This is a genomic window from Archangium violaceum Cb vi76 (genome assembly GCF_000733295.1).
GTDB lineage: Bacteria > Myxococcota > Myxococcia > Myxococcales > Myxococcaceae > Archangium > Archangium violaceum.
Genome location: NZ_JPMI01000154.1, coordinates 45700 through 67449 on the forward strand (window position 1 = coordinate 45700; position 21750 = coordinate 67449).

Annotated in this window: 17 protein-coding genes; 12 read left to right on the forward strand and 5 right to left on the reverse strand. The window is 69.1% G+C overall.

All coding sequences use genetic code 11. The features are described from left to right. Window positions 1–10: 10 nt before the first annotated feature. The 3 genes from Q664_RS22650 (at window position 11) to Q664_RS22660 (ending at window position 4289) form a co-directional block, all read left to right on the forward strand. Window positions 11–1918 carry a response regulator gene (locus tag Q664_RS22650; RefSeq protein ID WP_043399253.1) on the forward strand — a complete coding sequence of 636 codons (1908 nt, stop codon included), beginning with the start codon at window positions 11–13 and terminating at the stop codon, window positions 1916–1918. A 91-nt stretch (window positions 1919–2009) separates the two neighbouring features. Further along, window positions 2010–3146, forward strand: coding sequence for a peptidoglycan recognition protein family protein (locus Q664_RS22655; RefSeq protein WP_075207483.1), 1137 nt, complete (start codon window positions 2010–2012; stop codon window positions 3144–3146). A gap of 255 nt (window positions 3147–3401) precedes the next feature. Further along, a complete protein-coding gene (locus Q664_RS22660; protein WP_043399256.1) occupies window positions 3402–4289 on the forward strand; it encodes an aldo/keto reductase in 888 nt (295 codons plus the stop codon). Window positions 4290–4357: 68 nt separating this feature from the next. On the opposite strand, the gene Q664_RS22665 is transcribed toward Q664_RS22660, so the two are convergent. Continuing rightward, a complete protein-coding gene (locus Q664_RS22665; RefSeq protein WP_043399258.1) occupies window positions 4358–5950 on the reverse strand; it encodes a Kelch repeat-containing protein in 1593 nt (530 codons plus the stop codon). A 156-nt stretch (window positions 5951–6106) separates the two neighbouring features. On the opposite strand from Q664_RS22665, the gene Q664_RS22670 reads away from it, so the two are divergent. Further along, window positions 6107–6499: a hypothetical protein gene (locus Q664_RS22670; protein ID WP_043399261.1), complete on the forward strand. Its 393-nt coding sequence runs from the start codon at window positions 6107–6109 to the stop codon at window positions 6497–6499. A 7-nt stretch (window positions 6500–6506) separates the two neighbouring features. On the opposite strand, the gene Q664_RS22675 is transcribed toward Q664_RS22670, so the two are convergent. Further along, on the reverse strand, window positions 6507–8138 hold the full coding sequence (locus tag Q664_RS22675) for a fumarate hydratase (protein WP_043399265.1): 1632 nt from the start codon (window positions 8136–8138) through the stop codon (window positions 6507–6509). A gap of 214 nt (window positions 8139–8352) precedes the next feature. Between Q664_RS22675 and Q664_RS22680 the strand changes: the two genes are divergently transcribed. The 3 genes from Q664_RS22680 to Q664_RS22690 all read left to right on the forward strand — a co-directional run bounded on the left by Q664_RS22680 (window position 8353) and on the right by Q664_RS22690 (window position 11592). Next, window positions 8353–8814, forward strand: coding sequence for a hypothetical protein (locus tag Q664_RS22680; RefSeq protein WP_043399267.1), 462 nt, complete (start codon window positions 8353–8355; stop codon window positions 8812–8814). 195 nt (window positions 8815–9009) lie between these two features. After that, entirely contained in the window at window positions 9010–10707 is a 1698-nt protein-coding gene (locus tag Q664_RS22685; protein ID WP_043399270.1) for a dipeptidase, read from the forward strand. Window positions 10708–10851: 144 nt separating this feature from the next. Further along, the gene (locus Q664_RS22690) at window positions 10852–11592 is read left to right on the forward strand and encodes a PP2C family protein-serine/threonine phosphatase (RefSeq protein WP_043399273.1); all 741 of its coding nucleotides are present in this window, start codon (window positions 10852–10854) and stop codon (window positions 11590–11592) included. Between the two features lie 17 nt (window positions 11593–11609). Here Q664_RS22690 and Q664_RS22695 read toward each other — a convergent pair whose 3' ends face one another. After that, window positions 11610–13988, reverse strand: coding sequence for an FdhF/YdeP family oxidoreductase (locus Q664_RS22695; RefSeq protein ID WP_043399276.1), 2379 nt, complete (start codon window positions 13986–13988; stop codon window positions 11610–11612). A gap of 113 nt (window positions 13989–14101) precedes the next feature. On the opposite strand from Q664_RS22695, the gene Q664_RS52490 reads away from it, so the two are divergent. From Q664_RS52490 to Q664_RS22720, 5 genes are all read left to right on the forward strand, one after another. Continuing rightward, window positions 14102–15394: an AHH domain-containing protein gene (locus tag Q664_RS52490; protein WP_152622277.1), complete on the forward strand. Its 1293-nt coding sequence runs from the start codon at window positions 14102–14104 to the stop codon at window positions 15392–15394. Between the two features lie 24 nt (window positions 15395–15418). After that, window positions 15419–15982 (forward strand): imm11 family protein, encoded by a 564-nt coding sequence (locus Q664_RS22705; RefSeq protein ID WP_043399278.1) that lies wholly within the window; start codon window positions 15419–15421, stop codon window positions 15980–15982. A 33-nt stretch (window positions 15983–16015) separates the two neighbouring features. Further along, on the forward strand, window positions 16016–17299 hold the full coding sequence (locus Q664_RS52495; protein WP_084610248.1) for an AHH domain-containing protein: 1284 nt from the start codon (window positions 16016–16018) through the stop codon (window positions 17297–17299). A 20-nt stretch (window positions 17300–17319) separates the two neighbouring features. Then, complete coding sequence (locus tag Q664_RS22715) at window positions 17320–17883, forward strand: imm11 family protein (protein WP_043399280.1); 564 nt, start codon at window positions 17320–17322, stop codon at window positions 17881–17883. Between the two features lie 167 nt (window positions 17884–18050). Beyond that, window positions 18051–18737 carry an endonuclease V gene (locus Q664_RS22720; RefSeq protein ID WP_043399283.1) on the forward strand — a complete coding sequence of 229 codons (687 nt, stop codon included), beginning with the start codon at window positions 18051–18053 and terminating at the stop codon, window positions 18735–18737. 10 nt (window positions 18738–18747) lie between these two features. On the opposite strand, the gene Q664_RS22725 is transcribed toward Q664_RS22720, so the two are convergent. Continuing rightward, window positions 18748–19845, reverse strand: coding sequence for an alpha/beta fold hydrolase (locus Q664_RS22725; RefSeq protein WP_043399286.1), 1098 nt, complete (start codon window positions 19843–19845; stop codon window positions 18748–18750). An 84-nt stretch (window positions 19846–19929) separates the two neighbouring features. Beyond that, window positions 19930–21741, reverse strand: coding sequence for an OPT family oligopeptide transporter (locus Q664_RS22730; protein WP_052518519.1), 1812 nt, complete (start codon window positions 21739–21741; stop codon window positions 19930–19932). Between the last annotated feature and the right edge of the window lie 9 nt (window positions 21742–21750).

Below are 21750 nucleotides of genomic sequence, written 5' to 3' on the forward strand. Positions count from 1 at the left end.
GGAGACCGACGTGCCGCACAGGGAAACCATCCTCCTCAACATCAACGACAACGAGGCCAACCGCTATGCCGTCACGCGCATGATGCGGGCGGCGGGCTTCCAGGTGCGCGAGGGGGGGACCGGGGCCGAGGCGCTGAAGCTCGCCGCCGAGCTGCTGCCGGACCTCATCATCCTCGACGTGAAGTTGCCGGACCTCAATGGCATCGAGGTGTGCCGGCGGCTGAAGGCCGAGCCGCGCACCGCGGGCATCGCCGTGCTGCACCTGTCGGCCAACTACATCCGCCCCGAGAACAAGGTGGAGGGGCTGGACAGCGGCGCGGATGGCTACCTGGCGCAGCCGGTGGACGCCTCGGAGCTGCTGGCCACGGTGCGCGCGCTGCTGCGCATGCGTCAGGCGGAGGAGGATGCCCGCGCGGCGGCGGTGCAGTGGAAGAGCACCTTCGACTCGCTGGGAGACGGGGTGTGCCTGCTGGATGGGCACGGGCGGGTGATGCGCGCCAACCAGTCCCTGTTGCAGCTGCTCGGGCTCTCCGAGGAGCGGGTGTTGGGGCGGCCCTTCGATGAGCTGATGCGGGCGGCGGCGGACTCGGAGGCCGAGCTGCCCCCGAGCTGCGGCGCGGTGCTGTCCTGCCAGGAGGAGACCGAGGTGAGCCTGGGCGGGCGCTGGTACCGCGTGGCGGCCAACCCCGTGGAGGGCCAGGAGGGCACGGCGGTGGGGGCGGTGCGCATCCTCACGGACATCACCCCCCGGCGCGAGCTGGAGGACGCGCTGCGGCAGCGGGCGGCGGACCTGGCCGAGGCGGACCGGCGCAAGGACGAGTTCCTGGCCATGCTGGCGCACGAGCTGCGCAACCCCCTGGCGGCCATCGTCAACGCGCTGCACCTGGAGGCGGCCACGCAGCCGGAGGGCGGGGAGTCCAGGTCCATGCGGGTGATGATGCGGCAGAGCCAGCACCTGGCGCGGATGGTGGATGATCTGCTGGACGTGTCGCGCTTCAACCGCGGCCACATCGAGCTGCGGCGGGCGCCGGTGGACCTGCGGCAGGTGGTGCAGCACAGCGTGGAGGCGCGCCGGCGGGCGCTCGAGGAGAAGGGGCTGCGCCTGGAGGTGTCGCTGCCCGCTTCGGAGGGCCTGTGGCTGGACGGGGATGCCACGCGGCTGGAGCAGGTGGTGTCCAACCTGCTGGACAACGCGCGCAAGTACACCGGGCCCGGAGGCCACGTCTTCGTCGGGGTGACGGTGGAGCGCGTCGGCCAGGAGCGCCAGGCGGTGCTGCGCGTGAGGGATACGGGCATCGGCATGAGCCCGGAGCTGCAAGCGCGGGTGTTCGAGCTCTTCGTGCAGGCGCAGCAGCAGCTGGCACGTTCCTCGGGAGGACTGGGCATCGGGCTGACGCTGGTGCGGCGCCTGGTGGAGCTGCACGGTGGCGAGGTGACGGCGCACAGCGGGGGCGAGGGCGAGGGCAGCGAGCTGGTGGTGCGGCTGCCCCTGGCGGCGGTGCAGCCCGTCGTCACCGCGCCCGCGCCGGAGACGCCGCCGCCGGGCACCGAGGCACCCATGGGGCGCCGGGTGCTGCTGGTGGAGGACAACGAGGACACGCGCGAGGTGCTGCGCGAGCTGCTGGAGATGTGGGGGCACCGGGTGGAGGTGGCGGAGGATGGCTTCAAGGGGGTGCAGCTCTTCCCCGCGTTGAAGCCGCACGTGGCGCTGGTGGACCTGGGGCTGCCGGGGATGGATGGCTTCCAGGTGGCGCGCCGGATTCGCGAGTCCGAGGGCGGCCGGGACGTCTTCCTGGTGGCGCTGACGGGCTACAGCGGCGAGCACCGGACGCAGGCGGTGGAGGCGGGCTTCAACCTGCACATGGTCAAGCCCGTCAAACCGGACGAGCTGGAGCGGCTGCTGGAACAGCTCCCGTGAAATCCGGTGGGGACGCAACTTCCGTGACGCTCGTGCGATAATTCCATCGCCGTCACTGATTTTCAGCGCTTACTCCCCCCCGGAGCCGCCCGTGAGCACCATCTCCTCCACGTCCCGCAACAACGCCGCCCTGGCCACGGCCGCCGCCTCGTCCACCCCCTCGCTGCCCACGGCGACCCTGTCCAAGGGGGCCAAGGGCCCGGCGGTGAAGCAGCTCCAGTCGGCCCTGGTGAAGCTGGGCCACATGACGCAGGCGCAGATGAACACCGGCCCGGGCATCTTCGGCCCCCAGACGGAGGCCTCGCTCAAGAAGTACCAGGCCGCCAACAAGCTGACGGCGGACGGCGTGTTCGGCCCGAAGACGCGCGCCGAGATGCTCAAGGATCTCACCCCGGCGAAGCCTGCCCCCACGCCGGGCAAGCCCTCCGGCGTCACCGCGCCCCCCGCGGGCCTGGAGCGCGGCAGCACCGGCGCCGCGGTGAAGCAGCTGCAGACGGCCCTGGTGAAGCTGGGCCACATGACGCAGGCGCAGATGAACACCGGCCCGGGCATCTACGGCCCGGCCACCGAGGCGGCGGTGAAGAAGTTCCAGTCCCAGTGGAAGCTGGGCGTGGACGGGGAGTACGGCCCGAAGACGAAGGCCGCCATGGACAAGGCGCTCGCCGGCCAGAAGCCGCCGACGTCCACTCCGACGACGCCGACCACCCCGACGACGCCGGGTACCCCCACGGGCGGTGTGAAGAAGCCGGACATGAAGTGGGTGCCCTCGGCCAACTTCAGCTCGCGCGGCGGGGCGGACATCGACGCCATCGTCCTGCACCACACCGCCTCCAACAACGAGGCCGGCGACCTGGCCACGCTCACCAAGAAGGGCACGGACGTGAGCGCGCACTACCTGATCGGCCAGGACGGCACCATCTACCACCTGGTGGATGACAAGATGGCGGCGTGGCACGCGGGCGTGTCGTCGCTGCACGGGGACAAGAGCCCCAGCGTGAACGCGCGCTCCCTCGGCATCGAGATCACCAACGACGGCAGCGGCAAGACGCCCTTCACCGAGGCCCAGTACAAGGCGCTGGAGAAGCTCGTGCCGTACCTGGCCAAGACGTATGACATCCCGATGAAGAACATCGTGGGCCACAAGGACGTGGCCCCGGGCCGCAAGGTGGACCCGGCGAGCAACTTCAACTGGGATCGCATCCGCCGCGCCACCGACGCCGTCATCTGAGCCAGTACCCCGTCAACACACGGCCAATATCCCCTCAATATCCCCTCTCCCTCCGGGAGAGGGTCAGGGTGAGGGTATCCGCGTCCGTTCTCCAACCCGTGGCCCACAAGAGGGACACGGGTTTGAACCCGTTTGTACCCGATACCCTCACCCCGTCCCTCTCCCGAGGGGAGAGGGGAAATTCGCGAACCCCCTGCACGCGGTCCGTGCCCCGGTTAGGTTGTCCGCCCTGTCCTGTTGGCACGAGGAGAGCGGATGACGACGAGCAACGCGGCGGCGAGCGGTACCTTCCGGATTGGCGGCGACCTCGAGGTGAATCGCCTCGGGTTCGGCGCGATGCGCATCACGGGCAATGGCATCTGGGGAGACCCCGAGGACCCCCAGGAGGCGCGCCGCACCGTGGCGCGCGTTCCCGAGCTCGGCATCAACTTCATCGACACCGCCGACAGCTACGGCCCCTTCGTCAGTGAGGACATCCTCGCGGAGGTGCTCTCGCCGTACAAACGCGGCCTGGTGATCGCCACCAAGGGCGGGCTCACCCGGCACGGGCCCAACATCTGGCCCGTCCTCGGCCGGCCCGAGTACCTCAAGCAGTGCGTGCTGATGAGCCTCCGGCGCCTGAAGCTGGAGCGCATCGACCTGTGGCAGCTGCACCGCATCGACCCGAAGGTGCCCCGCGACGAGCAGTTCGGCGCCATCGCGGAGATGCAGCGCGAGGGGCTCATCCGCCACGTCGGCCTGAGCGAGGTCTCCGTCGAGGACATCCAGGCCGCGAGCCGCTTCTTCAAGGTCGCGACGGTGCAGAACCTCTACAACCTCGCCAACCGCCAGAGCGAGGCGGTGCTCGACCACTGCGAGAAGAACGGCATCGGCTTCATTCCCTGGTACCCGCTCGCCGGCGGGCCGCTGGCGAAGGAGGGCGGGGCGCTCGACACGCTCGCGAAGAAGCTCGGGGCCTCGCCGTCGCAGATCGCGCTCGCGTGGGTGCTCCAGCGCTCGCCCGTCATGCTGCCGATTCCGGGCACCGGCAAGGTGAAGCACCTGGAGGAGAACACCGCGGCGGCCACCTTGAAGCTCAGTGACGAGGATTTCCGCGCGCTCGACGCCCAGGGGCAGGAGGCGTGGCGCGCGCAGAAGCGCTGAGGACATCTCGTGCGGCGCGGGTGCCCCCGGCAATGGCGAGGGCACCCGGCCTTCACATCCGCTCCGGCTCAGCGCGTGTAGCGCTGCGCGGTGCTGACGGTGGTGCTGTTGTTGAAGCCGCCCGTCACGAGCACCTGGCCCGAGTGCAGGAGCGTCGTGGTGTGGCCGTAGAGCTCCGACGTCATCATGCCCGCGGACATCCACGCGTCCGCGCCCGGGTCATACAGCGAGGCCACCCCGTTGGAGTGGGTGACGAGCACCTCGCCCGAGTAGAGCAGCGTCGCGCTGACGGCCAGGGTACCGGAGGGGAGGACGGCTCCCAGGGTCCAGGGGATGTAGCTGTACGGATCGTAGAGCTCCACCTGGTTCTCCTGGCCACCGACGACGAGCACCTTGCCCGAGTAGAGCCGGACGGCGGCGTGGTGGGTGCGGGCCTTGTTCATCGGCGGGAGGGACGTCCAGGTGTTGGTGGCCGGGTCGTACTCCTGCGCGCTCTGGAGCATACCGAGCGTGGCGCCCGTGCCGCCCGTCACCAGCACCTTGCCCGAGTAGAGCAGGGTGGCGGTGTGGTCGTAGCGGCCCGTGGGGGCGGAAGCCGCCGGGCTCCACGCGTTGGTGGCCGGGTCATACAGCTCGGCGGTGTTCGTGTCCCCGCCGGTGGACTGGCCACCCACCACCAGCACCTTGCCCGAGTCGAGCAGGGTCGCCGTGTGGTGGCTGCGCGGCGTGCCCAGGGAGCCCGTGGCCGTCCACGTGCCGGTGGTCTGGTCGAACACCTCCGCGCTCTGGCGATAGGTGGCCGGCGACGTGCCGATCCACCCGCCCGCCACCAGCACCCGGCTCGAGGAGATCGGCGTCGCGGTGTGCGCCAGGCGCTCGGCGAGGGGCGCGGCCGTGGGCGTGGACACGTTGCTGTAGGGGTTGAACACCTCGGCCGTGGTGCCCCCCACCACCAGCACATCCCCGGTGCCATTGAGCAGGGTGGCGGTGTGGTTGGAGCGGGGAGACGCCAGGTTGCCGGTGACGCTCCAGGAGCCCACGCTCGGCGTGTCGAGCCCCGACGTGGCCACGATGATGGGGGCCGTGGTGCTGGTGAAGAAGTCCGGGAACGTCGCGGTGTAGTATTGGCCGCTCCCGCTCTCTCCGGGGAGGACGCCGCCCTTCTGGCCCCGCACCTTCAGCGTGGTGCCATCGGTGAGGATGGACAGCTCGCCGTTGAGGGTGGTGGGGCGGTAGTTGTTATGCGCCGCGAGCGTCACGGAGCGCACCACCGACAAGGTGTCCGGGGCCACGTGCCGGAGTTCCAGCCAGGTGCCGGAGGAGCCGCTCGGCGAGTACCGATTGGTGTAGCCGACAGCGACTCCGAGGTCATTGGCGGCCAGCGACAACTCGGGGCCCGAGTAGGAGCCCGGGAGATCCACGCTCCCCGCGCCCCACGGGCACGTGGCGGAGGCCTGCCGGGTGACGACGGGCACGTACGTGGGCGGGAAGGGCGGCATGACCTCCTTGTACGTGAGGGTGAAGGTGCACCCGCGCGACACGGCGGTGGTCAGCGCGGCGGTGCTCGTGACGAGCTGCGACGGCTCTTCCGGGGCGGGCCCTCCACAGGCCTGCGCCAGGAGGGCGGCGGTGAGGGATGCTGCGAGCTTCAGGGTGCGCATGTGTTGGCTCCTTGTGCGCCACCATATTCCGGCTCGGACGCCGCTCCGTCTATCCGTATTTTTCCTGGCTTCCTCTTCTCCGTTTCCGAGACACCCAGAAGAGAAGTCCTCGGCTCACCGCCCCCACGAGCCCCCGACCTGGGTTATGTGGAGGGCATGGCGATTGAGACAGAATCGGGAGCGACGCTCCCCTTCGACCGCTTCTGGGATTGGATCCTGGATCACACCAACTGCATCCTCAGCATCGGCACGGAGGAGTCCTGGCTGTATGACGCCGAGGCGCTCCACTGGGTGCTCTTCTCGGAGGAGAACGGCTCGCCCGTGGTGCAGCTCATCCTGGGCAAGCGGCTGGTGGGAGAGATGGTGCTCGACACCACGGACCTGCACCAGGTGCAGGTGATGGTGGATCCGGACAACGTGGAGCGCGGCTACTTCCTCTTCAAGGTGGTGGGGGGCCTGAAGTCGGCCCCCCGGGTGCGCTACACCTTCCAGCTCGCCCACGGGCTGGAGAACCTGCCCACCCCGCACGTGGCGGGGTTGAAGCACTGAGGGCGGCTCACGACTTCTTCGTGGGCTTGTTGATGTCCGCGAAGAAGTCGTTGCCCTTGTCGTCCACGACGATGAAGGCCGGGAAGTCCACCACTTCGATCTTCCAGACGGCCTCCATGCCCAGCTCGGGGTACTCGAGCACTTCCACCTTCTTGATGCAGTCCTTGGCGAGCCGTGCCGCCGGGCCGCCGATGGAGCCGAGGTAGAAGCCGCCGTGCTGCTTGCAGGCCGCGGTGACGGCCGGCGAGCGGTTGCCCTTGGCCAGCATCACGAAGCTGCCGCCCTGCGCCTGGAACTGGTCCACGTAGGCGTCCATGCGGCCCGCCGTCGTCGGACCGAACGAGCCGGAGGCGTAGCCCTCGGGCGTCTTGGCCGGGCCGGCGTAGTAGACCATGTAGTCCTTGAGGTACTGCGGCATGCCCTCGCCGCGATCCAGGCGCTCCTTGATGGTGGCGTGGGCGATGTCGCGCGCCACCACCATGGGGCCCGACAGCGACAGGCGCGTCTTGATGGGGTAGCGCGAGAGCTCGGCGCGGATGTCCGCCATGGGGCGGTTCAGGTCGATCTTCACCACGTCGCCCGACAGGTCCGAGTCCTTCGTCTCGGGCAGGTACTTCGCCGGGTCCATCTCCAGCTGCTCCAGGAAGACGCCGTCCTTCGTAATCTTGCCGAGCGCCTGGCGGTCCGCGGAGCAGGACACGGCGATGGCCACCGGGCAGGAGGCGCCGTGGCGGGGCAGGCGGATGACGCGCACGTCATGGCAGAAGTACTTGCCGCCGAACTGGGCGCCGATGCCGGTGCGCTGGGTGAGCTTGAGGACCTCCTGCTCCAGGGCCACGTCGCGGAAGCCGCGGCCGAGCTTGTTGCCCTCGGTGGGCAGCGAGTCCAGGTAGCGCGCCGAGGCGTACTTGGCCGTCTTGAGCGCGAACTCGGCCGAGGTGCCGCCCACCACGATGGCCAGGTGGTACGGCGGGCAGGCCGCGGTGCCCAGCGAGCGGATTTTCGACTCGAGGAACGTCAGGAGGCTCTGCGGATTGAGGACCGCCTTGGTCTCCTGGAAGAGGTAGCTCTTGTTGGCCGAGCCGCCGCCCTTGGCCATGAAGAGGAATTTGTAGGCGTCGCCGTCGGTGGCGTAGAGCTCGATCTGCGCGGGGAGGTTGTTGTGGGTGTTGACCTCCTTGTACATGTCGAGCGGCGCCATCTGCGAGTAGCGCAGGTTGGCGGTGCGGTAGGTGTCGAAGACGCCGCGCGAGATGGCCGCCTCGTCCCCGCCGCCGGTGATGACGTACTGGCCCTTCTTGCCCATGACGATGGCGGTGCCGGTGTCCTGGCAGGAGGGGAGCACGCCGCCGGCGGCGATGTTGGCGTTCTTGAGCAGCTCGAGCGCCACGAAGCGATCGTTGGACGAGGCCTCGGGGTCCTGGAGGATGTGGGCGAGCTGCTGGAGGTGGCCGGGCCGCAGGAGGTGGGAGATGTCCCGCATGGCCTCGCGGGTGAGGAGCGTGAGCGCCTCGGGGGCGACCTGGAGGAAGGTCTTCCCGCCGGCCTCGAAGGTGGAGACGTGGTCCTTCGTGAGCAGCCGGTAGGGCGTCTCGTCCTTGCCGAGCGGCAGCATGTCCTGGAACTGGAAGTCGTTCATCGTGGCCTTCTCCAACGGGTGGCTCCGCCGATTGTCGGCGCAGAGGGGCCTACCCGGGGAGTCTTCCGGGAACAAATCGAAAACCTTCCCTCATGCGAGCGACGAGCCATTGTGGGGGAGCCGCCCGCCGGCCCTGGGGCGGCTGAGCGGCACCCAGGCGGGCGGAGGGGGGTCGCTTGCTCGTCCTGGGCTTTCCCTGTCACGCTGAGGGGGGATGGCGACCCCCAGCCACATCACCTTCGATGACTCCTTGTGGCCGCTGCTCGTCGTGCGGTTCACCGGTATGCCGACGAATCAGCAGTTCGAGGAGTACATGGCCAGGCGGGGGAGCTATCTGGCACGCAACCAGAAGCACACGCTCATCTACGACACGGTGAGCTTCACCGTGCTCTCCTCCGAGCAGCGCCAGCGGCAGATAAACTGGCTCAAGGAGCACAAGGAGCCGCTGCGGACGCTCTCGTTGGGCAGTGCCCTCATCATCACCTCGCCCGTCGTGCGGCTGCTGCTGAGCGGCGTGCTGCACTTCTCCCAGGCGAGCGCGCCGTACCATGCCGCCCGCTCGATGCCCGATGCCGCGAGCTGGTGCGCCGGACGCCTCGCGGGCGCAGGTCTGCTCGTGGAGGCCCAGCGTGTCCGGACACACTTCGGGTTGACTCCACGACAGGGCACGGGCTGAGCCGGTCCGGGCGCGAGGTCGGGCAACTGGTCCGACTGTTGGACCAGTTGGTTCCGCGCGCGCCCGGAAGGGGGCCTCTCCTTTTCGAGCACGTCGTGCTGGGCACCTGACGCCCGGCTCCCTGCCCGGTGGGCGAGGGGCATGTGGCAATCGGAAAGGGGTGCACGCGGGAGAGCCCTGGTAGCATCCGCCGCCATGATCCGACCCCTTACGAAGTTCCTCCCGGCCCTGGCTGTCTCGGTGGGACTGGCCGCGCCCGCCGCGCTCGCCTGCACCAGCCTGCTGGTCAACAAGGGCGCCACGGCCGACGGCTCCTCCTTCATCACCTACGCCGCGGACTCGCACGAGCTGTACGGCGAGCTGTATTACACCCCGGCGCGCCGCAACGCGCCCGGCGCCATGCGCGACATCGTCGAGTGGGACACGGGCAAGTTCCTCGGCCGCATCAAGGAAGCCCCCGTCACCTACACGGTGGTGGGCAACATGAACGAGCACCAGCTCTCCATCAGTGAGTCCACCTTCACGGGCCGCAAGGAGCTGGAGGGCCCGGCCGGTATCGTCGACTACGGCTCGCTCATCTACACCGCCCTGGAGCGCTCGAAGACGGCCCGCGAGGCCATCAAGGTCATGACGGACCTGGTCGCCGAGTACGGCTACGCCTCCACCGGCGAGTCCTTCTCCATCGCGGATCCGAAGGAGGTGTGGATTCTGGAGATGATCGGCAAGGGCACGGGCCAGAAGGGCGCGGTGTGGGTGGCCCGCCGGCTGCCCGAGGGCTACCTGTCGGCGCACGCCAACCAGGCCCGCATCCGCCAGTTCCCACTGAATGACGCGGAGAACGCGGTGTACTCGCCGGACGTCGTCTCCTTCGCGCGCGCGAAGGGCTGGTACACGGGGGCGGACAAGGACTTCAGCTTCGCGGACACCTACCACCCGCTGGACTTCGAGAGCGTGCGCTTCGCCGAGGCGCGCGTGTGGAGCATCTTCCGCCGCGCGGCGCCGTCGGCTGGACTGGGCGCGGACTACGTGGATGGCTCGGCCCCCACCAAGCGCCTGCCGCTGTGGGTGAAGCCGGACAAGAAGCTCACCGTGCAGGACGTCATGGGGCTGATGCGGGACCACTTCGATGGCACGCCGCTGGACATGACGAAGGACGTGGGCGCCGGGCCGTACGCCGCGCCCTACCGCTGGCGCCCGATGACGTGGGAGGTGGACGGGAAGAAATACCTCCACGAGCGCGCCATCTCCACGCAGCAGACGGGCTTCTCCTTCGTGGCGCAGATGCGCTCGTGGATGCCGGGTCCCATCGGCGGCGTGCTCTGGTTCGGCGTGGATGACACCTCCACCACCGTGTACACGCCCATGTACGCGGGCATCCGCACCACGCCGAGGAACTTCGCCACGGGCGTGGCCAACCGCGGGCAGTTCTCCTGGGACTCGTCCTTCTGGGTGTTCAACTGGGTGTCCAACCAGGCCTACGCACGCTGGAGCGACATGAGCGTCGACGTCCACAAGGTGCAGGGCGAGCTGGAGGGCCAGTTCCTCGCCGACCAGGCCGACATCGAGAAGGCCGCGCTGGAGCTGTACAAGAGCTCGCCCGAGCAGGCGCGCACCTACCTCACCGAGTACTCGACGCGGCAGGGCGACAAGGTCCACACGCGCTGGCGCAAGCTGGGCGAGCAGCTGCTCGTGAAGTACATCGACGGCAACGTGCGCGACGAGCAGGGCCGGGTGAACCACCCGAAGTACCCGGAGTCCTGGTACCGGCACATCGTGCGCGACACGGGCGCGCGGCTGGCGCTTCCCGAGGCGCCGAAGCCCGCCGAGGCGAAGCCGCAGGCGCAGCCGGGCCAGAAGGCCGAGCCGAAGCCCACGGTCGCTCCGGCGCCGTGAGGGGGTGAGGAACCCGGGCACGCGAGGCTCCCGCGCCCGGGGAGCGGGAGGCCAGGGAGGCGTTATCTCCTTGGCCCGGTGCCTGGACCCGTCGAGACTCGTCGAGGGATGCGCATGTTTCTCTCGACACCTTCGGGGTCCGCCATGTCTCGAATCGACAGCGGAGCGGCCACGCACATAGGCCGCCGGCCGAACAACGAGGACTCCTACTGCCAGAAGCCGGAGCTGGGCTTCTTCGCGGTCGCGGATGGTCTGGGCGGCCACGAGGGGGGCGAGGTGGCCAGTCAGCTCGTGTTGAGCACGGTGGCCGACTTCCTATCCACCCAGGAGGGCCAGCCGCAGCCCGCCACGCCGGGAGGGACGGCGGAGGGCCTCATCGTCCGGGCCGTGCGCCTGGCGCACCATGAGGTGCACGTGCGTCAGAGCGGGCGGTTGTCGATGATGGCCTCGACGATCACCGCGGTGCTGCTGAGGGACGGAGAGGTCGTGGTGTGCAACCTCGGGGACAGCCGCACGTTCCTGGTGCGCGAGGGGGAGCTGCGGCGGCTCACGAAGGACCACACGGTGCTCGCGGAGATGGAGGAGGCGGGGCTGGATACGAGCAACCCCTTCGCCATGCTGCACCGCAACTCCCTGACGGGGGCCGTGGGGATGGAGGCGAGCGTGGACCCCGAGTGCTGTCGCGTGGCGGTGCAGCCGGGGGATGTGCTGGTGCTCGCCAGCGATGGCCTGTACGAGCCCGTGCCGCCGGAGCTGATGGTGTCCCTGCTGGCGGAAGGGGGCTCGGCCCAGGAGATGGCCGAGCGGCTCGTTTCCCAGGCCTACGACCGGGGAGGCACCGACAACATCACCGGTGTGGTGATACGGGTGCTGGAGAACGGCTGAGCCCCGGGCGAAGCGCGTCAGGGCGCGGAGGCCGTCAGGGCGGGCAGGTCCACGGCGGGCGAGAGGCTGATGATGACCGACTTGGACGTCGGCGTGCGGCTCTTCTCCGCGAAGCTGTCGAGCGGCACCAGCACGTTGGCCTCGGGGAAGTAGGTGGCCGCGCATCGCCGCGGGATGTCGTACGGCACCACCACGAACTTCCGCGCCACGCGCTGCACGCCCTCGAAGTGGCTGGTGAGGTCCACCACCTGCCCCGCTGCCACGCCGAGTTCCTTCATGTCCTCGGCGTTCAGCATCACCACGCGCCGCCCATTGCGGATGCCCCGGTAGCGGTCGTCGAGCCCGTACACCGTGGTGTTGTACTGGTCGTGCGTGCGGATGGTCATCATCAGCAGTTGCCCCGGCTCGAGCTTCAGCCGTGACATCGCGTGCACCGTGAAGTGCCCCTTGCCGCTCTGCGTGGTGAAGCGGCCCTCGCGCGGACCGTTGGGCAGGGCGAAGCCACCCGGCTCTCGCACTCGGCGGTTGAAGTCCTCGAAGCCCGGAACCACTCGCGAGATGAGGTCGCGGACACGGTCGTAGTCCTCCACCAGCCACTCCCACCGCACCGAACTGCGAGAGCCGAGCACTGCCCGCGCCAGCTTCGACACGAGCGCCGGCTCGCTGAGCAGGTGCTCCGAGGCGGGAGGCAACGTTCCCCGTGAGGCGTGCACCACACCCATCGAGTTCTCCACCGTGACGAACTGCGGCCCACCGGATTGCATGTCGCTCTCGGTGCGGCCGAGGCACGGCAGGATGAGCGCCCGCTTCCCGGTGACGAGGTGCGCCCGGTTCAGCTTGGTGGACACGTGCACCGTCAGCCGCGTGCGGCGCAGGGCCTCGGCGGTGCGCTCGGTGTCGGGCGTCGCGGACAGGAAGTTGCCGCCCATGGCGAAGAAGACCTTCACGCGGCCCTCGCGCATCGCCTGGATGGTGGCCACCGTGTCCATCCCGTGGTGGCGCGGCGGCTCGAAGGCGAGCTCGCGGGACAGCGCGTCCAGGAACGCCGGCCGGGGCCGCTCCCAGATACCCATGGTCCGGTCACCCTGCACGTTGCTGTGGCCGCGCACCGGGCACACTCCGGCTCCCGGCTTGCCGATGCTCCCGCGCAGCAGCGTCAGGTTGATGATCTCCTGGATGTTGCCCACCGCGTTGCGGTGTTGCGTCAGTCCCATGGCCCAGCACCAGATGATGCGGTCGGTGCCCGCCAGCCACTCGGCGGTGGTCTCGAGCTGCTCGCGAGCCACGCCGCTCTGCTCCACCACGTCCTCCCAGGACACGGTGTCCAGGTGCGCCGCGTAGGCCTCGAAGCCGAGCGTCCTGCCCTCCACGAACTCCCGCGCCACCACCGTGCCCGGCTGTTTCGCCTCGCGCGCCAGAAGCGCCTTGCCCAGTCCCTGCAACAGCGCCACGTCGCCGTTGATGCGCACCTGGAGGAACAGGTCCGCCAGCGGCGTGCCCGAGCCGAGGATTCCGCGCATGGCCTGCGGGTGCTTGAAGCGCTGCAGGCCCGGCTCCGGAAGCGGGTTGATGCTGACGATGCGGCAGCCCTGGCGTTTGGCGGCCTCGAGCGCCGTGAGCATGCGCGGGTGGTTGGTGCCCGGGTTCTGCCCGATGACGACGATGACCTGGGCCTTCTCGAAGTCCTCCAGCGTCACCGTGCCCTTGCCGATGCCGATGGTCTCGAGCAGGGCGGTGCCACTCGACTCGTGGCACATGTTGGAGCAGTCCGGCAGGTTGTTGGTGCCGAACTGGCGCACGAAGAGCTGGTAGAGGAAGGCCGCCTCGTTGCTGGTGCGCCCCGAGGTGTAGAAGCACGCCTCGTCCGGCGAGCCGAGTGCCTTGAGCTCTCCGGCGATGAGGGTGAAGGCCTCGTCCCAGGAGATGGACGCGTAGTGCGAGGCCCCCTCGCGCAGCACCATGGGATGCGTGAGCCGGCCCTGCTTGCCGAGCCAGTGGTCCGTCTGCGCGGCCAGGTCCACGAGGCTCCACTGGCGGAAGAAGTCCGGCGTCACCCGGGCCGTGGTGGCTTCCTCGGCGACGGCCTTCGCGCCGTTCTCACAGAACTCGAAGGGGGTGCGGTGCTTCGGGTCCGGCCATGCGCAGCCCGGGCAGTCGAAGCCGTGCGTCTGGTTCACCTTCAGCAGTGTCTGGGTGCCACGCACCGGCCCCATCTCGCCCCAGGCGTGCTTCATGGCGGACACCACCGCGGGCACTCCTCCCGCGGAGACGGAGGGGGCGCCGACACGCAGGGGCTCGGGCGTGGTGGGGGGCTGGGCGCTCGGGAGCGTCTCCGGCCGGGCGGTAGTGTCCGGGTGGGACTCCGCCGCCTGCTGCTGCCGCATCGCTTCCGTCATGGTGTCCTCCTGCTGGCCCGGGCGCGGAGGGGGCCGCGGCCGACGGGGCGCTGGAGTCTACCTCCCCGGCTCGCTGGTGGGGGCGCCGGACGGTCATGCATGCTCGCCAGGACATGAAGAGAGCATTCTCGTTGTGGTGTCTGGCGGTGGTGCTGGGCATCGTCCTGCCCGCGTGCGCGACGGTCCCGGAGGCGGTGCCTGCCCGCGTGAGTCCTTCGCGGGAGCCGAAGGCGGTGGAGGTGAGGGAGTTGCCCGGAGACAGACTGCGGCTCGTCTTCGCGCCGGTGGCAGTGGACCTGGCGCTGGAGCGAGTGCGAGTGGAGGACGCACGGGCGGTGCTGGCGGACTTCCATGCGGCCTTCCCGCGAGAAGAGGGACGCCGGTTCCGGCTCGTGCGGACCTCGACGGAGCCGGAGCCCCTGGCGTGGGAGCGGCGGCTGAGAGAGGAGCTCGTGTCCCGCTTCGGCCCGCCCGAATGGTCGCTGCCCGGGTTACTGGAGACGAGCCCCGTCCTCATGGCCCTGAAGCGGTCTCCCCGCTACATGGGGGCGGGAGTGAGGGAGGCGGCCCATGAGCTGTTCTCCTCTCCCGTCTTCCTCTCCAGTGTCACGCTCTCGGTTCTCCTCTACTTCTCCGCCTGGCTGGTGCCCGAGCCGATTTTCACCAAGGCGTTCGTGGCGACGTGGACGCTGAGGCTGGCACTGCTGGTGGGGGTGCTGGAGCTCAACCGTTTCGCGAGGGCGTGCGCGAGGCTGTACGAGGAGGCACAGGCGGCGAGGACGGAGGAGGAGTTGGAGGCGGTGGCGGAGCGCTTCGGCAAGGCGGTGGGAGGAACGGGACTGAGGGTGATGATGCTGGCGGCCAGCATGGGAGTGGCGAAGGGACTGCCGGAGGTGCCCCAGGGAGGACTCGGGGCGTTGCTGCGAGCGCCCCGGTACTCCTTGCCGGAGGGAATGACGATGAACGGGGCGGCGGCGGTGCAGATGGCGGCCGATGGCACCATCGTCGTGACGGGCGCGGCGGCGGGCACGGCAGCTTCCGCGGTGGGCAGTGCCTGCACGGATGGCTCCGAGAGCCAGGAGGGCTACCACTGGCATCACCTGGCCACGAACAAGAATGAAATCTCGGCGCGCTCCGGTGGTCCCTGGACGCCCTTGTTCAAGAGGTTCTTCGAGAAGGCGGGAATGAGCCTGGACGCAGCGGAGAACCTCGTCTATCTGAAGGGCCACAAAGGTCCCCACTCCGAGGCCTATCACTCAGAGGTCTACAGTAGGCTTGAAAGGGCACTCAAAGGCTGTCGGACCACTGTGCAATGCAAGAGCAGTCTGATGGATGCGCTCAAGGATCTGGCGAATGACGTATGCACTCCCGGGTCCCGGCTCTACCGGTTGGTAACGAATACCTAAGCTGTAATCGAGGGGTGAGGCGGCATGGCTCGGTTTTTCGATTTGATGGATGACAGACGGCCCCAGCCGCGTTGGCATCTGGGATGTCCTGTGGATGAGCAAGGACAAGAGATCGATCCCTGGCAGTTCAAGGATGGGAAATGGCTCGAGTTGGGTTGCGTTCCTCGGTTCCCGCTCGACATCCCGGGATTCCCGCTGGACTACTGCTGGGCGGCCTTCTCCATCCCCGTGCTCCATGGACGAGTCGTCCGTCTATTCGAGCGACTGCGAGTCAAGGACGTGCAGTTCATTCCCGCCCATGTCGAAGGGCATGACGCGCCCTACTTCATTCTCAACGCACTGCGCATCATCCGGTGTATCGATGATGCCCGTAGTGAAGAGGTCCGGTACTGGGAGCCCGAGAATGGGCAACCAGAGAAGGTGGGGGAGTACCGGGTTGTCGCCGGAATGCGCATCGATCCCACGAAGGTGGGCGATGCCCACATCTTCCGCCCTTGGGGTTGGACAGTGGCCCTCATCGTCTCCGAGGAGCTCAAGCAGGCCATGGAGGCCGAGGGAATCACAGGCACTCGGTTCGTTGTGGTGTAGCACTGACGTCATGCCGCCGATGAGGAAATGAACATGACTCTTTTATTGCGCTTGGCGGTGGCGCTGAGCCTCGTCCTGTCCGCGTGCGCGACGGTGCGGGAGGCAGTGCCTGTTGGAGCGCGTCCCCGGGTGGAGCCGAAGGCGGTGGAGGTGAGGGAGTTGCCCGGAGACAGGATGCGGCTCGTCTTCGAGCCGCTGGCAGCGGACCTGGAACTGGAGCGGGTGCGGGTGGAGGACGCACGGGCGGTGCTGGCGGACTTGCATGCGGCCTTCCCGCGAGAAGAGGGACGCCGGTTCCGGCTCGTGCGGACCTCGACGGAGCCGGAGCCCCTGGAGTGGGAGCGGCGGCTGAGAGAGGAGCTCGTGTCCCGCTTCGGCCCGCCCGAATGGTCGCTGCCCGGGTCACTGGAGACGAGCCCCGTCCTCATGGCCCTGAAGCGGTCTGCGCGCTACATGGGGGCGGGAGTGAGGGAGGCGGCCCATGAGCTGTTCTCCTCTCCCGTCTTCCTCTCCAGTGTCACGCTCTCGGTTCTCCTCTACTTCTCCGCCTGGCTGGTGCCCGAGCCGATTTTCACCAAGGCGTTCGTGGCGACGTGGACGCTGAGGCTGGCACTGCTGGTGGGGGTGCTGGAGCTCAACCGTTTCGCGAGGGCGTGCGCGAGGCTGTACGAGGAGGCGCAAGCGGCGAGGACGGAGGAGGAGTTGGAGGCGGTGGCTGAGCGCTTCGGCAAGGCGGTGGGAGGAACGGGACTGAGGGTGATGATGCTGGCGGCCAGCATGGGAGTGGCGAAGGGACTGCCGGAGGTGCCCCAGGGAGGACTCGGGGCGTTGCTGCGAGCGCCCCGGTACTCCTTGCCGGAGGGAATGACGATGAACGGGGCGGCGGCGGTGCAGATGGCGGCCGATGGCACCATCGTCGTGACGGGCGCGGCGGCGGGCACGGCGGCTTCCGCGGTGGGCAGTGCCTGCACGGATGGCTCCGAGAGCCAGGAGGGATACCACTGGCATCACCTGGCCACGAACAAGAATGAAATCTCGGGGCGGTCTGGTGGCCCTTGGACGCCGTTGTTCGAGAGGCTCTTCACGAAAGCGGGGATGGACCTGGATGCGAAGGAGAACCTCGTCTACCTCAAAGGACATAAAGGTCCCCACCCCGCAGAATACCATTCGGACGTTTATCGGAGGCTTGCAGAGGCGCTCGGGGCTTGCCGGACCGTTGCGCAATGTAGGAGCAGGCTGTTGGGAGAGCTCAAGAGGCTTGCGGACGAGGTTTGTACTCCTGGATCGGAGCTCCACCAGTGGGTGACGAAGCCTTAGGAGGACATGGGGAGAAGCGCATGACGCGATATTTCGACTTGATGGATGACCGGCAGTCGCTCTCTCGCTGGCACCTGGGCACTCCTGTTGACGAGCAAGGGCAGGAAGTCGATCCCTGGCAGTTCAAGGATGGGCGTTGGCTTGAGTTGGGATGCGTACCGCGTTTCCCGCTCGATGTTCGGGGAGACCCGCTGGATTGCTGCTGGGCCGCTTTCTCCATTCCTGTAGTTCATGGGCGAGTCGTCCAACTCTTCGAGAGGCTGGGGATTCGGGATGTACAGTTCATCCCCGCGCAGGTTGAGGGGCATGAAGGGCCCTACTTCATCCTCAACGCACTGCGCATCATCCGGTGTATCGACGATGCCAGGAGCAGACGGGTGGAGTACTGGACGCCTGCGGATGACCGTCCCGACAAACTGGGGCAGTACCGGGTCGTGTCCGGCATGCGCATTGACCCTTCCAAGGTGGGCGATGCCCGAGTCTTCCGTCCTTGGGGCTGGCGGGTGGCCCTCATCATCTCCGAGGACCTCAAGCAGGCCATGGAGGCCGAGGGCATCACCGGCACGCGATTCGTCGAGGTGTGACGCCGCGGTCTCCGCCGCTGGGGTATTTCTCGAGTTCTACTTTTTCGAGGGCCCACGTGCCCGAGGGCGGACGCAAACTGGTGCCGGGCGGCAGGGTGACCTAATCTCCGAGGTCGGCTGGCGCGGCCCATTCCACGAGGACGGCCCCGCACGGCCTCGGAGGGTGGATGGAGCTGGTACCGCTGCATGGATGGAACCTCACACCGAAACAGGCGGTGGCGCTGCAGCGTGAGCTGCGCGAGCGTCTGATATTGCGTCCGCCCCCGGGGCTGAAGGCGGAGCGGGTGGCGGGCGCGGACATCTCCATGAGCCGTGGTGACGACACCGCGTACGGAGGCCTCGCGGTGTTGGACGCGGGGACGCTGGAGCCAGTGGCCCAGGTGAGTGTCGCGGTGAAGCTGCGCTTCCCCTATGTCCCGGGGCTGTTGTCCTTCCGGGAACTGCCGGTGCTCTCGGAGGCGTGGGCCCGGCTGAACGTGCGGCCGGACGTGCTCATCTTCGACGGACAGGGCACGGCGCATCCCCGGCGCTTCGGGCTGGCGTGCCATGGCGGGCTGCTGTTCGGCGTGCCCTCCATCGGGTGTGCCAAGTCGCTGCTGGTGGGCGGACACGGGCCGCTGGGGGCCGAGCGGGGCTCGATGGCGGAGATCACCCACGGGGGCGAAGTGGTGGGCATGGCGGTGCGCACGCGCCCCAACGTGCTGCCCGTCTACGTCTCGCCGGGCCACATGATGGACCTGCCCACGGCGGTCGAGCTGGTGCTTCGGGTGACGTCCCGCTACCGCGAGCCCGAGACGACGCGCCATGCGCACCGCCTGGTGAACGAGGTGCGCCGCTCGGCCCGGGGGCAATAGCCCATGTGCCTCAGTGCAGCATGGCCTCGGGCCGCGCCTCGGCCACGGCGCGCACCTGCTGGGTGAGGATGTCGTTGAACCTGCCGGGCTCCTCGAACGGTGGAGAGTGCCCGGAGTGCTCGAACCAGAGCAGCGTCTTGCGCGGGGCCTCCATCTTGTCGAAGTAGCGCACGGCCAGCTCCGAGGGTGTCACGTAGTCCTCGCGCCCGAGCAGGAACCAGACGGGCACCTCCAACCGGGGTACCTGGGCCTCCAGGTCCAACCCCGCCAGCTGCGGGTACACGCGTGGGAACGTCTCCCGCAGGCCGAGGAAGAAGTGCACCTTGTCGCGCAGCGAGTACTCGGGAGCGATGAGCATCGAGGAGAGCAGCTCGGGCATCAGTCCCCGGCGGCCGGCGTGGCGGCCCGCGAGCGAGTACAAGGTGAGGTACCGCTGGGTCATGCCCCGGCCGGTGTAAGGCGGTGGGCCGATGCGCGCCAGCCGCGCGAGGGCCTTGTAGTCCCCGTAGCGCATCGCCAGCTCGTAGGCGCGCAGGTGGCAGAGGGTGTCGTTCTCCAGGAAGTTCACCTGCTGGCCCGTGCCCACGAATGCATGGACGCGCTCGGGGCGGCGCTGTGCCAGCAGCACGCCGAGGATGCTGCCCCACGAGTGGCCCACGATGAACACCTTCTGCTGGGAGAAGCGGGTCGTCAGCAGCTCGAGCAGCTCGTTGGCATCGGAGACGAACTGCTCCACCGTGAGGTCGTCCCGGTTCTTCCGGGCGGCGTAGGACTTGGCGGCGCCACGCTGATCCCACTGCACGACGGTGAAGTGCTCCTCCAGGGGCGCGTTGAAGTGGCGCACCCAGGCCATCTCGGAGGCGCCGGGGCCTCCCGACAGGTAGAGCAGCAGCGGGTTGTGGAGGCTCCGTCCGCGGATCAGCAGCCACTGGTCCACGCCGCCGAGCCGAACCTGCTCCAGCGAGGCGATGCCCTCGGACATGGGCCGTCCCCGCGCATCCCGGAGGCGGGGCGTGAAACCCTGGCTGCTCCATAGCCGGGCGCCCAGGGCCACGAGCGGAATCCCTATTCCCGCCCCTGCGAGGATGCGTCGGGTCGAACGTTCCATGTCACTCCTCCTCGCCTCCAAAGCTAGTCACGGAGCCGCCTGGCCTCGCCGGCCGCTGGCCTGCCCGGCGTGCTGCCTTCATCCTCAGGAGGACGCGCCGAGGACGAGCAGGATGGCCAGGCTCACGAGGCTCTCCCCCGCGATGAGTCCCGAGGCCAACGGCACGGTGACTCCGTCCGCGAACGTGGGCCTGGCGCGGGCCAGCAGCGCCGCGGCGACCGCGCCCAGGAAGATGGACAGGGAGGTGGAGGCGGGCAGCACGAAGGCGATGCCCAGACCGGTGGGGGAGGGGATGAAGCGCCGGGCGCGCTCGGGGGCGAAACGCTCCAGGAGGACGAGCCCCACGCCCAGGAGCGCGCCCACGAGGGCACTCCAGCGCGACACCTCGGGCAGGCCTCCCAGGCCCGAGGAGAGCACGCGCGCCACGCCGGCCACGATGAAGCCGGAGGGGGCGGGGAAGCGCTCCTCGGAGATGGCCGAGACGTCCGGCACCAGCAGGTAGAAGACGGGGACGATGAGGGCCGAGCCGACGACGCAGCCCCAGAGCTGGGCGAGGAAGGTCTGCCGGGGAGCGGCGCCGAGCAGGGTGCCCGCCTTCACATCGGTGAGCAGGTCCGCGCTGGAGGCGGCGATGTTGCCGGAGAGGCTCGCCGCCACGGTGTTGGCCAGCGTGTTGCCCGGCATGAGGATGCCGAAGGCGAGCTGCGCCACGTGTCCCAGGGTCCCGGAGGGCGTCATGTCCGTCTCGCCCGTCGCGCGGCACGCCACCGCCGCGAGCGCGAAGGAGAGCAGCACGCCCAGCAGGCCGAGTGGGAAGGGAAGGCCGAAGGCCACCGCGCCCACCGTGGCGAGCCCCAGCGAGAGCAGCACCACCCCGGAGAGGAACCACGTGCGGGGCACGTCCGTGGACTCGGGCCACTCACCCGGGGACTGGCGTGCACCGAGCAGCGCGCCGAACGTGCGCCGCAGCAGTCCCCGCTGGAGCGCCAGGTGGGTGAAGGAGGCGCCCGCCACCATCGCCGCGCAGGGCCACATGCTCCACTCGAGGATGCCGTAGTAGCCCGTCTCCTTCAGGAGCCCGTGCCCGTGCAGCCAGGGGGCGAGCCCTCCGTAGCACACGAGCGCGCCGAGCAGCAGCGAGGCCCCGGTGCGCAGGCCCACGAAGGCTCCGGTGCCCAGCGGCAGGAGCATCAGCTCCGCGGAGAAGGTCAGCTCGGACAGCGGCACGCCGAGCAGGGCACCCGGCAGGGCGAGGGCGGCGGGAAACAGCCCGAGCCCATCGCGCGCGAACGCGAACACACCGGCCCCGAGTGCTCCCACGCCGAGGGCCTTCGCACCCTGGCGGCCCGCGGAGTCCCCGGCGTGCAGCGAGCGCGCCACCGAGGCCGCGGCCATGCCCGAGGGGAAGGGCAGGGGGTCGTGGCGGATGAAGGCGCGCTGCATGGGCAGGGCGAGGACGACGCCGAGCGCGGAGCTGAGCAGCGTCCACAGCAACAGCGCCCACAGCGGAGGATGGTGGCCGGAGAGCAGCAGCCAGGCCACGCTGGCGGTGACGATGGTGCCGCCGGTGGAGTAGCCCGCGGAGGAGGCGGCGGACTGCATGGCGCTCGTCTCGCGGAGGCTGAGGGGCGGGCCGAAGCGCGCGGCGCTCAGCCGCAGCAGTGTCCGTTGCAGGCCGAGCCCGACGACACAGGCGATGAGGGCGGCGGGGAAGGTGAGGCTCGTCTTCAACCCCAGATAGAGGTTGGACAGGCACATGAGCGCGCCGATGAGGCTGCCGAGCGCGAGCGCGCGCGGGGTGAGGGCCGAGGGGGACGGCGCTCCGGCTCGTGGCGTCTCCGCTTCGGGGACGGCGGGTGCCGTCCTGGCCTCGTCTCTCGCTGCGCCCTCCGGCATGTCCCCAGG